This is a genomic window from Streptomyces sp. 2-1, from assembly GCF_048564895.1.
GTDB lineage: Bacteria > Actinomycetota > Actinomycetes > Streptomycetales > Streptomycetaceae > Streptomyces > Streptomyces phaeochromogenes.
The window spans coordinates 10,103,945-10,118,646 of the sequence record NZ_CP183383.1 but is presented as its reverse complement, the minus strand read 5'-3'; the positions used below and the strand labels follow the sequence as shown (position 1 = coordinate 10,118,646).

Genomic DNA, 14,702 nt, shown 5'->3' with positions numbered 1-14,702 from the left:
CGGTCCATATGTATCCGTATATCTAGGGGCACGTCGTATGGGAGGTAACGTCCGGGATCAGTTTGCGCCAGCGGTCCCGGTCGACCGAAAGCCCCACCACATCGCAGATGTGGCGTGTCACCCGTCCGGCGTCGAGGTCCCAGAGCTGGACCGTCCCGTCCGAGTCCGCGACGGCCAGGGAGGTGCCGTCGGTGTCCACGACGATCCCGTAGACCGTTCCCGGCCGAAAGAGACCGAACGCGACTCGACCCGTGCATTCCTCACGGTCACCTCGTGACAGCCGTGACTGTCCGGGCTCCCGACTGGGTGGAAGGCTCGGCAGCCGTCGAGGGGAATGCGATGGACGAGCGGTACGAGGTCTACGCGCTGGCCGACAGGTTCTTCTACGAGACACCGGACCGGCTGACCGGAGAGGGGCGCGGCGAAGCGCCCGGCTACGAGACGGCACGGCGGGCGGTGCCCGAGGGGTGGCGGGCGGCCCGCATGGGGGACTGGCTGACGATGACCCCCGTCGATGGGGAGGGCAGGCCACGGTCCGGCCCGGTCCAGGGCTGGAAGATCCACGCCTCGGCCACCCGGGAGAACGCGGAGCGCATCGCGGCGACTGTCTGGGACTACTGCGTGCCTCGGCTGATCCCCTTCAAGTTCGTGCCGGGTCCGCATCTGCTGCATCTGCGGAACGTCAAGTACGCGGCGCGCGACACGAGCGGCAAGTTCGTCACCGTCTATCCGGCGGACGAGGTCCAACTCCAGGTCGTGCTGGAGGAGTTGGGCGCGCTCCTGAAGGGTCTCGAAGGGCCGTACATCCTCACCGACCTGCGCTGGAACGACGGTCCGCTGTATGTGCGCTACGGGGCGTTCGCGCGGTCGTTCGTCGTCGACGAGCGCGGGAGGCTGGTGCCCGCGGTGACTGACGGCGAGGGCCGGCTCGTGCCGGACCGGCGGGCGCCCTCCTTCCAGGTGCCGGAGTGGGTGACCCTGCCCGCGTTCCTCGAACCGCAGCTCGCCGCGCGGAACACGACGACGGTCGGCGAACTGCCGTACCGCATCGAGAAGGCGCTGCACTTCTCCAACGGCGGTGGCGTGTATTCAGGGGTCGACACCCGCGACGGAAGCAAGGTCGTCCTCAAGGAGGGCCGGCCGCACGCGGGGCTCGCCGCCGACGGGGCGGACGCCGTGGCCCGGCTCGCCCGGGAGAAGTACGCCCTGGAGCGGGTGTCCGGACTCAGTGTCGTGCCCGAGGTGCGCGACTGGTTCCCGCTCGGCGAGCACCGCTTCCTCGTCATGGACTTCCTGGAGGGCCGGCCACTCAACTCCTTCTTCGCCGAACGCCATCCGCTGCTCACCGCCGACCCGGACCCCGCCGCCGTGACCGACTACACGGCCTGGGCGCTGCGCGTTCACGGGCTGGTCGAGGAGGCGGTCGAGGCGGTGCACGCGCGTGGCATCGCCTTCAACGACCTCCATATGTTCAACATCATGGTCTCCCCCGACGAACAGTCGGTCGCGCTCCTCGACTTCGAGGCGGCGGCGCCGATCGAGGAGGGCGGTCGCCAAGTCGTCGCCCACCCGGGGTTCTTCGCACCGCCAGACCGGACGGGCGCGGACGTGGACCGGTACGCGCTGGCGTGTCTGCGGCTCGCGATGTTCATGCCGGTCACCACGCTGTTCGTGATGGACCGCGCGAAGGCGGCGCACCTCGCCGAGGTCATCACAGACCAATTCCCGGACGTGCCAAGGGAGTTCCTGGCCGAGGCGGTCGCCGAGATCACCCGGGGCCCGGCATCGCGCACGGCCGATTCGACTTCCACGTCCACTGCCGCCGCGACGCCGTCTTCCTCCGCCACCGTTTCGCCGTCCTCCGCGGCCGTCCTGCCGTCCCCCGCGACCGCCTCGCCGTACGCCGCACTCGCCGACCCCGGTGACTGGCCGTACAGCCGCGACTCGATGGTCAAGGCGATCCTCGCCTCTGCCACACCGGAGCGCGACGACCGGCTCTTCCCCGGCGACATCGCCCAGTTCTCCGACGGCGGCGGACTCGGGCTCGCCTACGGGGCGGCGGGCGTGCTGTACGCCCTGGCCCAGACCGGCGCGGACCGGTACGAGGAGGGCGAGCGCTGGCTGCTCGACCACACCGACCCGGTGCCGACGGGAACGCCGCTCGGCCTGTACGACGGTCTCGCGGGCGTGGCGTACGTCCTCGACCTGCTCGGGCACCGGCAGCGGGCGCTGGACCTCGTCGACACCGTGCTCAAGGAGAAGTGGCGGAAGCTGTCCTCCGACCTGAAGGGCGGGCTCGCCGGACTCGGCCTGGTGCTCGACCGGCTGGCACGTACGACCGGGGAGCCGGAGCTGGACCTGCGGGCGGCCGAGGTGGCCCGCATCCTCCGGGAACGGCTGGCCGAGCCCGGGCCTAAGAAGCGCCGGGCCGGACTCCTCCGCGGCGCGAGCGGGCCCGCGCTGTTCCTGCTGCGCCGGTACGAGTCGACCGGTGATCCCGAGCTGCTGACGTCGGCCGCCGAGGCGCTGCGGCGGGACCTGGAGTGCTGCGTCGTCCAGCACGGCGGCGGCCTGGAGGTCGACGAGGGCCGACGCACCATGCCCTACGTCGGCGACGGCAGCGCCGGAATCGGCCTGGTCATCGACGACTACCTGGCGCATGCGGAGGGCGGCCGGAGCGAGGACAGCGGAGACGGGTACGGCCGGGGCGAGGTCGGCCGGCGCGCGAACGGCCAAGTCACGCACGGCCAAGTCGCGAACGGCCTGGTCACGTACGGCCAAGTCACCCACGGCTCGGACGAGTTCGAGCGAGCTCGCTCGCAGATCGTGACCGCCGCCACCTCGCGCTTCTACGCGCAGCCCGGGCTGTTCCAGGGCCGGGCAGGCATGATCCTCCACCTGAGCCGCACCGGCGCCGACCCCGGGCAGGTGGCCGCGCAGATCGCCGGGCTCGGCTGGTTCGCGATGCCCTACCAGGGCCAACTGGCCTTCCCCGGGCACCAGATGATGCGCCTCTCCATGGACCTGGGCACCGGAACGGCAGGGTGCCTGCTGGCGCTCGGCGCCGCCCTCGACGGCGAGGCCCTCGCCCATCTGCCGTTCCTCCCGCCGCCTCCACGGCGGCCCTGATACGCGGTTCCGCCGTCCGGCGGAGTCGTGACACCAAACCCCGTCCCCACAGGGCGACTTCACAGAGAAAAGGACATCACCATGGCACTTCTCGACCTGCAGACGATGGAATCCGACGAGCAGACGGACGGCGGCGCGAACAGCACCCTCAGCCTGCTCTCGTGCATCAGCGCGGCCAGCGTCACCCTGTGTCTCTGACAGCACCGCGTTCTCACGGCTCCGGGCGGTTCCCGACCCCCAGTGGGGAGGGGCCGCCCGGGGCCTCGCACGGCGGTGCGCTGTTGCGGGCGGCGACCCGGCACAGTGGCATCCGCTGTGCGACCCTCACCTTCCTGTCCCTGGCCGGGACGGCGGCGGGCCTGCTGCTGCCAGCCGCGCTGGGCCGGGCGCTCGACGCGCTGCTGGCGGATCCCTCGGCGGATCCGTCCCGGGCCACCAACTGGGTGCTGTACTGCACCGCCCTGGTACTGGTGCTCGCCGTGCTCGACGCCTGCGAGACGGTACTGGGCGCGACCACGAACGCCCGCGCCACGGCGTGGCTGCGCGAGCGGCTCACGGGGCATGTCCTGGGCGCCGGTCCCCGGGCCGGGCACCGGTTCGGGCCGGGTGAACTCGTCGCACGCCTCGTCGGCAACGCAGCGCAGGCCGGAACGGCCCCCGCCACACTCGCCGGCCTCTTCGCCGCGCTGGCCGCTCCGCTCGGGGCGGTCGTGGCGCTCTGGCTGATCGATCCCCGGCTGGCACTCGTGTTCCTGGGCGGGGTACCCGTCGTCGTGGCGGTGCTCCGGGCCTTCGCCCGCAACTCCTCGCGGTGCGTGGCGCGTTACCAGGACGCACAGGGGCGGATCGCGGGCGCGCTGGCGGAGGCGATCGGCGGCGCACGCACCATCGCGGCGGGCGGTACCGCCGACAAGGAGGTGGCGCGCATCCTGCGGCCACTGCCCGAACTGTCCCGCGAGGGCCACCGGATGTGGCGAGTCCAGGGGCGTGCCGCCGCACAGGCCGTCGGGGTGGCACCGCTGCTGCAGATCGCGGTGCTGGCCACGGCCGGGCTGCTGCTCACCCAACACCGGCTCTCCGTCGGTGAGTTGCTCGCCGCCTCCCGGTACGCCGTACTGGCGACCGGCGTCGGCGTGCTCGTCGGCCGACTCGGCGGGCTGATCGAGGCCCGGGCTTCGGCACGCCGACTCGGTGAGGTGCTGGACGAGCCGGAGACCACGTACGGAACGTGCCATCTCCCGCCGGGACAGGGGCAGTTGGAGCTGCGCACGGTGACCGCCCGGAACCGCGGGGGCCGTACCGTGCTGGACGGTGTCGATCTCGTCGTGCCCGGCGGCACCACACTGGCCGTCGTCGGGCGCTCGGGTGCGGGCAAGTCCCTGCTGGCCGCGCTCGCCGGGCGACTGGCCGACCCGGACTCCGGCGAGGTGCTCCTCGACGGGGTACCGCTGCGCGAACTGGACCGACCCACACTGCGGCGCGCGATCGGTTACGCCTTCGAACGCCCCGCCCTGCTCGGTGAGACCATCGAGGACACGATCGGCTTCGGCCACCCTCAACCGCCCCCGGACCGGATACGGGAGGCCGCCCGTACCGCCCGCGCCGACGACTTCGTACGCCGTCTCCCGCACGGTTACGCGACCCCCTGCGCCGCGGCTCCGCTGTCGGGCGGTGAGGCCCAACGCCTCGGTCTGGCAAGGGCGTTCGCACGCGGCGGGCGGCTGCTGATCCTGGACGACGCGTTGTCGAGCCTCGACACGGTGACGGAACACCACGTCACGGAGGCGCTTTTCCGGCGCATGCCAGGGTACGGCCGCCTGGTCGTCGCCCACCGGGCATCGACCGCGGCACGGGCGGACTCGGTGGCCTGGCTGGACGGCGGGCGCGTACGAGACGTCGGGCGGCACGCGGAGTTGTGGGCGCAGCCCGAGTACCGGGCCGTGTTCGGGAGCGATGCGAGCGACGAGGCCGACCGCACGGGCGACGCGTCGCCTGACGGCGAGCGGAACGGGGGGATTCCGTGATCGGCGACCCGCCTGCCGACCTGCCGCCCGGAGGCGAGCCGCCCCCTGGCGCCCGGCGCTCCGGCCCCACCACCTCGGAAAGGCACAACAGCGTCCACCGGCGCGGGCTCCGTTTCCTGCGGGCCAGGCGGCGCGTGGTCGGGCGGCTCGCGGCCTGGTCGGTACTGGAGACGGCTCAGACCTTCCTCACCGGGTACGCGCTGGCGCGGGCCCTCGACGCCGGGTTCCTGGCCGGTCGAGTGAACGTCGGGCTCGGCTGGCTCGCGGCGGCCGCCGTCGCCGTGGTCGTCGGGGCGTACGGGACCGGGCGGGTCTACGGGGCCGTGGCCGCGCTGGTCGAGCCGTTGCGGGACCGGCTCGTGCGGCACGTGGTCGAGCGGGGGGTGCGGGACGCGGACCGGGGCGCACTGTCCCGGCTCACCCAGCAGGTGGAGATCGCCCGGGACACCTTCGCCGGACTCGTGATGGTGTCGCGCTCGTTCGTGTTCACCGCCGCCGGCGCCCTGATCGGCCTCTTCTCGCTCGCGCCGCCGCTGCTGCTCGTAGTGGCGCCGCCGCTCGCCGCCGGTGTGGCCCTGTTCGCCCTGACCCTGCGGCCACTGACCCGCCGTCAGGAGGCGTTCCTCGTGGCCGACGAGGAACTCGCCGCCCAACTGGGCGCGGTCTGCCCGGGGTTGAGGGACATCACGGCCGCCGGTGCCGAGGACGAAGTCGCCGCCGACGCGGGGACACGCATCGCGGCCGAGCAGTTCGCCGCGCGGTCCCTGGCCCGCTGGGGCGTCCTGCGGGTAGTGGCCCTCGCGATCGGCGGACAGCTCCCGATCGTCCTCCTGCTCGCGACCGCACCCTGGCTCCTCACCCACGGGGTCACACCCGGCGCGTTGGTGGGCGCCCTCGCCTATGTCACGCAGTCCCTGCTCCCGGCCCTCCAGAACCTGATCCACGGCCTGGGCACGAGCGGCTCCAGGCTGGCGGTCGTCCTCCGCCGGCTCGCACCGGACACTCCGGCACCCACGGACGCCCCCGCGCCTGCCCCCTGTCCAGACACGACATCCGCAGCGGGCTCCGCGCCGCCCGGCCCTCCCGCCGCCGTCACCCTCTCCTCCCTCACCTTCGCCTACGGCCCCGCCAGCGAGCCGGTGATCGACGGCCTCGACCTGGCCGTCCCCCACGGCACCCATCTGGCGATCGTCGGCCCCAGCGGCATCGGCAAGTCCACGCTCACCGCCCTCATGGCCGGGCTCCTCGCACCGACCGGGGGCTCCGTCGACATACGCCCGGCGCCCGACCTCCCCGCCCCCGACCGCCCCGGGCACCCCGTCCGCGTACTGATCCCGCAGGAGGCGTACGTCTTCACGGGCACGTTCGCCGAGAACCTCGGCCAGCTGCGGTCGGCCCCCGTGCCCGATCGGGAGCTGCTGGCCGCGGCCGAGGCCCTCGGGCTGAGCCCACTGCTCGACCGGCTGGGCGGGCCGACGGCCGAGGTCGACCCGAGAGCGCTGTCCTCAGGTGAGCGTCAGCTCATCGCGCTGACCCGCGCCTACCTCGCGCGGGCCTCACTCGCCCTGCTCGACGAGGCGACCTGTCACCTGGACGCGGCGGCCGAGGAGCGCGTGGAGCGCGCCTTCGCCCGGCGGGGCGGCACCCTCGTGGTCGTGGCGCACCGCATCAGCTCCGCCCTCCGCGCCGACCGGGTGCTGGTCATGGACGGCCGACGGACCGCGTACGGCAGCCACGAGGAACTGATGGAGCGGTCCCCGCTCTACCGCGACCTGGTCGGCGCCTGGTCGCCGAGCAGCGGAACCCCGGCCGCTCCGGCCGCTCACCGACCGGAGTGGTCACACCCAGCCCTCCCCCTGCGAGATCCGGATGGCGTCGACGCGGTTGCGGGCGCCGGTCTTCCGCGTGATCGCCGCCATGTAGTTGCGTACGGTCCCGTTGGACAGATGGAGGCTTCCGGCGATCTCCGAGATGGAGGCACCCTCGGCGGCCAGTGACAGCACACTCAGCTCCCTGCTGGTCAGCGGCATCCGGGCGGCCCTGAGGAAGCCGAAGCCGAGCGAGTCGTCGACGAAGCGTTCGCCCGCTGCCACCCGCCGTATCGCGGAGACCAGCCGCTCCGGCGAGCCCTCCTTGTCGACGTAGCCGAGCGCCCCGGCGTCGAACGCGCGCCGCAGGAGACCGGGTCTTCGCGCCGTGGCCAGCACCAGCAGGCGAGGGTCCGTCGTGCCCCGCCCGCACAGGTCGCCGAGCGGCGGCATCTCGTGCGAGTCGACGCGTTCGAGATCCGCCGCGCAGACGTCGGGCCGCAGCGATCGGGCGCTCCCGGACGCACCGCGCCACTCGGCGTCGAACACCGTCAAGTCGGACACACGGCGCAGCCACTCCGCCAGGACCGACCGCACCAGACACACGTCGTGCACCAACAGCACCCGGATCACGTCCGTCCCTTCCGCCCTCCGCCTGCAGATTCCTTCGTGCTCTGCGCGTGTGCCCAATGACAGGCGCGTCCCACTTCTCTCCTGTCCCGGGCGTGAAGAACCGGCCATGGTCGGTGACCGAGGCACTCGGGGCTCCCTCGCCGTGCGGGAACCGCCCTCCCGGGGGAGCCTTGTGCCCTGGGCTCCTTCGCGTGTCCGTGGGAGGAGGTGGTCGGCGTGTCCGACTGGCACGTGTCCGGGCAGGGACGGGACGCCGCCCCGCCGCCGGTCGGCCGGCCGCTGCTGTCGCTGACGCTCGCCGCGCTCATGGACGACGTGCACGCGCACTCGGGCGCGGTGTATCTGCTGACCCCCGGCGAGCCGGTCCTTGAGATGGCGGTGATGGCCGGGCTGCCCAGGGCCTTCGCGGCGCCCTGGGAGCGGGTGGGCCTGAGCGCGCCGATCCCGGTGGCGGAGGCGGCGCGCGACCGGCGGCTCGTGTGGGTGAGCGGTGAGGAGGACATGGCCCGCCACTATCCGCGGATCGCCGTCGTCCTGCCGTACCCGTTCGCGCTGGCCGCGCTGCCGGTGGCGACCGACCGGGCCACCTACGGGGCGGTCTTCGTGACCTGGCCCGGCTCGCACCCCCCGGAGCTGTCCGACCGGGAGCGGGACCATCTCATCGCCGCCTGTGACCGGCTCGCGCTGCGCCTGGAGCGGGCCGTCGAGGAGGGCCGGCCGATTCATCCCGAGCCCGATCTGATCGCCCCGGCGTCAGTGGCGACCGTGGCCGGAACACTCGGCGCGGTGGAGGCGGTGCGGATGGTGGCGCGGCTGCCGTACGGGCTCTGCGCGCTCGATCTGCACGGCCGGATCAGCTTCGCCAACGCGGCGGCGGCCGACCTGCTCGGCCTGCCGGTCAGCGGGCTGCTCGGCACCCAGCTGTGGGCGACCGTGCCGTGGCTCAACGATCCGGTCTACGAGGACCGCTACCGGGCCGCGCTGCTCAGCCAGCAGGCGACGTCGTTCGTGGCGCTCCGGCCGCCCTCGGACTGGCTGTCGTTCCGGCTCTATCCCAGTACGAACGGGCTGAGCCTGCGCATCACCCGGGCGCGGGCCGTGGCGCGGGAGGGCCCTGCGGGCTTCCGGCACGCCGACACCGGCACGCGCCTCGTGACCATCTCGCAGGTGCTGAGCCTGGCCGGAGCGCTCACCGAGGCGGTGGGTGTGCAGGACGTGGTGCAGCTGGTCGCGGACGAGATCGCGCCCGCGGTCGGCAGCCAGGCGCTGGTGCTCCTCGGCTCCCAGGCGGGCCGGCTGCACGTCCTCGGGCACCGCGGCTATCCGGATCCACATGTCGTGGAGCGCTTCGACGGGATGCCGCTGACCGACCAGACACCCGGGGCGCACGCGCTGAGAAGCGGTGTGCCGACCTTCTTCGACTCGCGTCAGCAGTTGGAGCGCCTGTACCCGGCGCGAAACGCCACGCCCGACGGCATGGCGGCCTGGGCGTTCCTGCCGCTCATCGCGTCCGGGCGGCCGGTGGGCACCTGTGTCCTCGCCTACGCCGACCCGCATCCCTTCCCGGCCGACGAGCGCGCCGTGCTGACCAGCCTCAGCGGGCTGATCGCGCAGGCGCTGGAACGGGCCCGTCTCTACGACGCCAAGCACCAGCTGGCGCACGGTCTGCAGGCCGCGCTGCTGCCGCACTCGCTGCCGTCCCTGCCCGGCATCGAGGCGGCTGCCCGCTATCTGCCCGCGACCCAGGGCATGGAGATCGGCGGGGACTTCTACGACCTCCTGCCGACGGGCGGCGAGGGCGACACGGGCGGTCTGGCAGCGGCGGTGATCGGGGACGTGCAGGGCCACAACGTCACCGCGGCCGGCCTCATGGGCCAGATCCGTACCGCCGTACGTGCCTACACGACCGTCGGCCAGCCGCCCGGGGAGGTCATGAGCAGCACCAACCGGCTGGTGATCGACCTGGGTACGGAGCTCTTCGCGAGCTGTGTCTATCTGCGTCTGGATCCGGTGCACGGGCAGGTCGTGATGGCCCGGGCGGGGCATCCGCCGCCCCTGCTGAGAAAGCCGGACGGCAAGGTACGGGTCCTGGACCTGGCCGGCGGGCCACTGCTCGGTATCGACCCGGCCGCCACCTACCCGACCACCGACGTCGCGCTGCCGCCCGGGTCGCTGCTCGCCCTCTACACCGACGGGCTCATCGAGTCCCCCGGCGTCGACATCGAGGACGCCCTGGCCGGCCTCGCCCAACGCCTCAGCGAGATCGGCGACCGCCCCCTCGACGAGGTCGCCGACTCCCTCGTGGAACACAGCGGAACAGCAGAGCAACGGGTCGACGACGTGGCACTCCTACTGCTCCGCGCCCGCCCCACCCCGTAAACGGGGCCGCACACTTCAGGGGCGCGGGGAACCGCGCACCCCAGCCGCCACAACCCGCACCCAACACAGCCCCTCCCCAGTCGGCCCCACGCACGGAGCGGCCCGGCCCCCTGGGGGACCGAGCCGCTCCGAACCAACTGAACTGGGAAGCGCTACCGACGTACGTTCAGATCACTGGCGGTTCGTGAGACCCGACTCGTCGTCCACGCCGTTGCCGTTCTGGTCGTTGACCTGTCCGTTCTGGTCCTCGACCTGCCCGTTCTGGTCCTCGACGCCGCCGACCTGCTCCTCGCCGCCGACCTCTTCGCCGCCGACCGCGTCGCCACCGGCACCGGCCTCTTCACCAGCACCGGCTTCCTCACCGGCACCGGCCTCCTCGCCGGCGCCTGCGCCGGCACCCGCGTCGCCCGCGCCGAGCGTCGCGCCAACGGCGGCCAGCGCGGTGGTCACCGGCTGGAAGAACGTCTCGCCGCCGACGGTGCAGTCGCCGCTGCCGCCGGAGGTCAGGCCGATCGCGCTGCCGTCCGCGGTGAACAGGGAGCCGCCGCTGTCGCCGGGCTCGGCGCAGACGTTGGTCTGGATGAGCCCGGTGACCGTGCCCTCCGGGTAGTTCACGGTGGCGTTGAGGCCGGTGACCTCACCGTCGTTCAGACCGGTGGTGCTGCCCATCCGGATGACGGCCTGGCCGACAGCGGCCTCCGCGGCCTGGGTGATCTCCACCGACTGCTGGCCGGTGTTCACCGTGCTGGGTGCCTCGGTCGCCGGGTCGTCGTACTTGACGAGGGCGAAGTCGCCGTCACCGGGGAACGTGGCGGCCTCGACCGTGCCGATCGGTGCGCCTGCCTCGGAGTCCGACCACTCGGCCGCGGCGACACCGCAGTGACCCGCGGTCAGGAAGGCCGGGGAGCCGTCGTCGGCGACGACGTTGAAGCCGAGCGAGCAGCGTGCGCCGCCGCCGAAGATGGCATCGCCGCCCTCGACGAACGTCTTGAACGTGCCGGCGGACTTCTTGATGGTCGCCATGCCCGAACCGAGGGTCTGGACGGTCGACTCGAGCTGGTCCCACTTTGCGCCCGTGACGGTGCTGTCGGCGGTGACCTGGATCTTGTTCGTCCGGGGGTCGACGGCCCACGAGGTGCCGGGGATGGTCGCGTCGGCCTTCAGCGTCTGCGAGGCCGCCGTGAGTTCCTTCGTGCTGTTGTCGACCTGCTGGACGACGGCGCCTGCCTCCTCCGCCTGGACGATGATGTTGTTGTCGTCGCCCACGACGTTGATGATGAGCTGCTGCTTGCCCGAGTCGTAGTACGCACCGGCATAGGCTTCACCGAGCAGTTCGGCCAGCTGCGAGGCGAGGTCGGACGCCTCCGCGGCCTTCACCGTTCTGGGGGCGGCACCTTCCGTCGCATCGGTCTGGGACGCCATCGCGTTGGGCAGGATGAGTGCCGCCGCGCCGAGCGCCACCACGCTTCCTGCGGCTATGACGGCCTTGCGCTTGGGTATCCGCTTGTGACTCAACTTCTTGACCTCCTGGGGACTGGGGGGTCCGAGCCGCCGTCTGGCAGCTGACTGCGGGCGCCTGGATGGCTGTAGGTACGCAAGCGGTGCGTGTGGCGTTCAACGTCTTTCCTCAACTTCCTTTGCGAAAGCATGATTCGGCTGTCCCGGGTGACCCGTCGCCGATGCCGGGGAACAATGCCCGCATGACGCTGACCACCGCTGATGCGGACAAGATCCTCTCGGCGAACTTCGCTCCCTGGGTTCTCGAACTCGGCCTATCGGTCGAGGAGTTGGGAGACCGTCGGGCGCTGCTGCGACTGCCCTGGTCCGATCGGCTGGCCCGGGAGGGCGGTTCGCTGTCGGGGCAGGCCCTGATGGCCGCGGCGGACACGGCGACGGTGATCGCGGTGTCGGCGGCGCGCGGCACGTACGGGCCGATGACCACGGTCCAGCAGTCCACGTCGTTCCAGCGTGCGGTCCTGGACGCGGACGTCCTGATCGAGGCGGTCGTGACGAAACTGGGCCGCCGGACGGCCTTCGCCGACATCACGATGACCGCCGAGGGCACGGAGGAGATCGCGGCCCGCGCGAGCGCGGTGTACGCGCTGCTCGGCTGATTCGCGGTCCGCTGCCGGGCCCGGAGCCGTCCATTTCCGGGCCCGGATCCGTTCCCCGGCCGGGATCCGCCGCCCATTTCAGTTGCGGGTGACGAAAGGACGACATTCGGGCGCACCGACGGCCATTCGGGTCTATTCCCGTGATGCCATTGGAAATCCGATGCCCTCCAATGGATCCCCTATTGGATCTCGGTGTCCCGTCGGCCTACCTTCGAGGCATGGCAAAGATTCTTTTCGTAGTGACCGGTACCGACTTCTGGACCCTCGCCGACGGCACCAAGCACCCCACCGGCTTCTGGGCCGAGGAGGCCGTCGCCCCGTACAAGGCGTTCAAGGCCGCGGGGTACGAGGTCGTCGTGGCCACCCCGGGCGGCGTCGTGCCGACCGTGGACCGGGGCAGCCTGGCTCCCGAGTTCAACGGCGGCGAGGAGGGCGCCGCCGAGGTCGCCGCCGCGCTCGGCTCGTTCGCCGAGCTCCAGCACCCCATCCGTGTGGAGGACGTGGACCTGGACGAGTACGCGGCCGTCTTCTACCCCGGCGGCCACGGCCCCATGGAGGACCTCGCCGTCAACGCCGACTCGGGACGGCTCCTCACTCTCGCCCTGGAGTCCGGCAAGCCGCTCGGTGTCGTGTGCCACGCCCCGGCCGCGCTGCTGGCCGCCACGAAGGAGGACGGCGGCAACGCCTTCGCGGGCTACCGGCTGACCGGCTTCACCAACACCGAGGAGACCCAGGCCGGTTTCGCCGACAAGGCCAAGTGGCTGCTCCAGGACCGGCTGGTGGAGGCCGGCGCCGATTTCCAGGAGGGCGAGCCGTGGGCGCCGTACGTGGTCGTCGACCGCAACCTCGTCACGGGCCAGAACCCCGCCTCCTCCGCGCCGCTCGCCGCCGAGCTCCTGAAGAAGCTCGGCTGACGCCACTCCCGTAGCCCGGGGACGCCACTCCCGTAACAGAGGCCATCGGCTTGCACTCCGCCACCACGCGGTAACAGCCCGTTGGAGCCAGGGAGCGGAATCCCGGCTTCAGCAAATCTGCACATCGAATACGCACCCGGGTCACGGCACGCGACGAATCCACACAGTGGAGCGTCGCGTGCCGCGTCTTTGGCGAGGTGTGCCCGATTCGGACTCACACCCTGTGTTGCCGAAATGTGAATCACCCCGGAGGCATGTGAAGAAGTCGCCACCGAGACGTGCGCACGCCTGCACCGTTGAGTCGATCCGGCTCTCAAATGCCCTGATCACATGGGTCGTTGATTGGATGAGTGGCGCGGCAGCGTGCTTTGATCCATTGCACCGCGGGGGTCGTTCGACGGTTTCCGGTTCCGGTTTCCGGACGCCTGCGGTCGCGGCCGTCCATCTGTCCCCAGAGGGGGCCGCTCCCCCCTTGTGAATATCAATAGGAAGGGAAGTTCCATCATGAACTCCACCCCCCAGGTTGCCACCGTCGAGATCTCCGACGCTGAGCTCGACAACGTCTCCGGTGGCCTCTCGGTCAACGCGCTCGGCACCGTCACGGGCATCGTCGACGGCATCGCCCCGGTTTCCGGCCTGGTCGACACCGTCGTGGGCACCGTTGAGGGCGCGACCGGCCTGAACACCGCCCCGGTCACCGGCCTGGTCGCCGGCATCTGATCACTCTGTGATCGCATAGCGTGCCGTGAGTCCCGGAACCGCTTACCGGTTCCGGGACTCACGGATGTCGTATTTCGGAAGTTCGGATCTCATTTCTCGCAGGTGAGGGAAGACCGTGCAGTTCCGCCAACAGGCCCTCGCCAAGCTGCAGTCGCCGGAGGAGCTCGACCTCCCGGTGCGCTTCGCCCGCCCCCAGGGCTGGCTCGTGCTGTTCGTGACGGTGGTCGTCATGGCGGCCGCGTCGGTCTGGGCCGTGACGGGCTCCGTGGCGTCCACGGTGAGCGCGCCCGCCATCCTCACGCACGGGCAGGGCAGTTACCTCCTGCAGAGCCCCGTCTCCGGCCAGGTCACCGCGGTCGTCGCCGAGCAGGGCCAGCGGATCGCCGCGAACGCCCCGGTCCTCAAGGTCCGTACGGCGAAGGGCGAGACGGTCGTACGCAGTGTCGCCGCGGGCCGGGTCACCGGGCTCGCCGCCACAATCGGCGCGATCATCAGCACGGGCACGAACGTGGCCGCCGTGGAGAAGGTCGCCGACGCCGACGACCCGCTGTACGCGACGGTGTACGTGCCCGCCGAGAACGCCGCCACGATTCCCTCGGACGCCGCCGTCGACCTCACCGTCCAGTCCGCGCCGACCCAGCAGTACGGGGTGCTGCGCGGCCATGTGAAGTCGGTCGACCGCGCCGCCCAGTCGGAGCAGCAGATCGCCGCCTTCCTCGGTGACAGCCAGCTGGGCGAGCAGTTCACGAAGAAGGGCAGGCCGGTGGCCGTCCTCGTCCGGCTCGACCGTTCGTCGGACACCAAGTCCGGCTACAAGTGGTCCTCGGCGGACGGTCCGCCGTTCCGGCTGAGCTCCATGTCCGTGGCCTCCGGCTCGATCCGCCTGGAGGACCAGCGCCCGATCGATTGGCTGCTGCCGTGAGCGCGACCGACGAGACCACGACCGCGGCCGGCCGGGGGTCACAACTGCCGCCGCCCGTA

11 protein-coding genes and 1 pseudogene are annotated in these 14,702 nt (G+C 71.9%); 9 read left to right on the top strand and 3 right to left on the bottom strand.

The genetic code is table 11. The features are described 5' to 3' along the window. Positions 1-22: 22 nt before the first annotated feature. Positions 23-199, bottom strand: a complete 177-nt coding sequence (locus ACN20J_RS44200; RefSeq protein WP_361885886.1) for a hypothetical protein — start codon at positions 197-199, stop codon at positions 23-25. 140 nt (positions 200-339) lie between these two features. Between ACN20J_RS44200 and lanKC the strand changes: the two genes are divergently transcribed. From lanKC to ACN20J_RS44180, 4 genes are all read left to right on the top strand, one after another. Then, positions 340-3,129: a class III lanthionine synthetase LanKC gene (lanKC, locus tag ACN20J_RS44195; protein WP_419669063.1), complete on the top strand. Its 2,790-nt coding sequence runs from the start codon at positions 340-342 to the stop codon at positions 3,127-3,129. Positions 3,130-3,210: 81 nt separating this feature from the next. Then, entirely contained in the window at positions 3,211-3,327 is a 117-nt protein-coding gene (locus tag ACN20J_RS44190) for a SapB/AmfS family lanthipeptide (RefSeq protein ID WP_055617622.1), read from the top strand. Continuing rightward, on the top strand, positions 3,324-5,153 hold the full coding sequence (locus ACN20J_RS44185; protein ID WP_419669062.1) for an ABC transporter ATP-binding protein: 1,830 nt from the start codon (positions 3,324-3,326) through the stop codon (positions 5,151-5,153). Before ACN20J_RS44190 ends, ACN20J_RS44185 begins: the two co-directional genes overlap by 4 nt. After that, positions 5,150-7,150, top strand: a complete 2,001-nt coding sequence (locus ACN20J_RS44180) for an ATP-binding cassette domain-containing protein (RefSeq protein ID WP_419668206.1) — start codon at positions 5,150-5,152, stop codon at positions 7,148-7,150. The genes ACN20J_RS44185 and ACN20J_RS44180 overlap by 4 nt, the downstream gene beginning before the upstream one ends. On the opposite strand, the pseudogene ACN20J_RS44175 reads toward ACN20J_RS44180, so the two are convergent. Continuing rightward, positions 7,076-7,414: pseudogene (locus ACN20J_RS44175) on the bottom strand (LuxR C-terminal-related transcriptional regulator); the annotation flags it as partial. The gene ACN20J_RS44180 and the pseudogene ACN20J_RS44175 sit on opposite strands and share 75 nt — an antisense overlap. Positions 7,415-7,801: 387 nt before the next feature. On the opposite strand from ACN20J_RS44175, the gene ACN20J_RS44170 reads away from it, so the two are divergent. Then, the gene (locus ACN20J_RS44170) at positions 7,802-9,973 is read left to right on the top strand and encodes a SpoIIE family protein phosphatase (protein WP_419668205.1); all 2,172 of its coding nucleotides are present in this window, start codon (positions 7,802-7,804) and stop codon (positions 9,971-9,973) included. Positions 9,974-10,144: 171 nt separating this feature from the next. On the opposite strand, the gene ACN20J_RS44165 is transcribed toward ACN20J_RS44170, so the two are convergent. Then, complete coding sequence (locus tag ACN20J_RS44165) at positions 10,145-11,488, bottom strand: S1 family peptidase (RefSeq protein WP_190232077.1); 1,344 nt, start codon at positions 11,486-11,488, stop codon at positions 10,145-10,147. A 185-nt stretch (positions 11,489-11,673) separates the two neighbouring features. Here ACN20J_RS44165 and ACN20J_RS44160 point away from each other — a divergent pair, with 185 nt between their 5' ends. The 4 genes from ACN20J_RS44160 (at position 11,674) to ACN20J_RS44145 (ending at position 14,643) form a co-directional block, all read left to right on the top strand. Next, entirely contained in the window at positions 11,674-12,087 is a 414-nt protein-coding gene (locus tag ACN20J_RS44160) for a PaaI family thioesterase (protein WP_419668204.1), read from the top strand. A gap of 218 nt (positions 12,088-12,305) precedes the next feature. Next, positions 12,306-13,001: a type 1 glutamine amidotransferase domain-containing protein gene (locus ACN20J_RS44155; protein ID WP_190232075.1), complete on the top strand. Its 696-nt coding sequence runs from the start codon at positions 12,306-12,308 to the stop codon at positions 12,999-13,001. A gap of 504 nt (positions 13,002-13,505) precedes the next feature. Next, positions 13,506-13,721: a type A2 lantipeptide gene (locus ACN20J_RS44150; protein WP_189844118.1), complete on the top strand. Its 216-nt coding sequence runs from the start codon at positions 13,506-13,508 to the stop codon at positions 13,719-13,721. A 115-nt stretch (positions 13,722-13,836) separates the two neighbouring features. Further along, positions 13,837-14,643 (top strand): HlyD family efflux transporter periplasmic adaptor subunit, encoded by an 807-nt coding sequence (locus tag ACN20J_RS44145; protein WP_419668203.1) that lies wholly within the window; start codon positions 13,837-13,839, stop codon positions 14,641-14,643. The last annotated feature ends 59 nt before the right edge of the window (positions 14,644-14,702 follow it).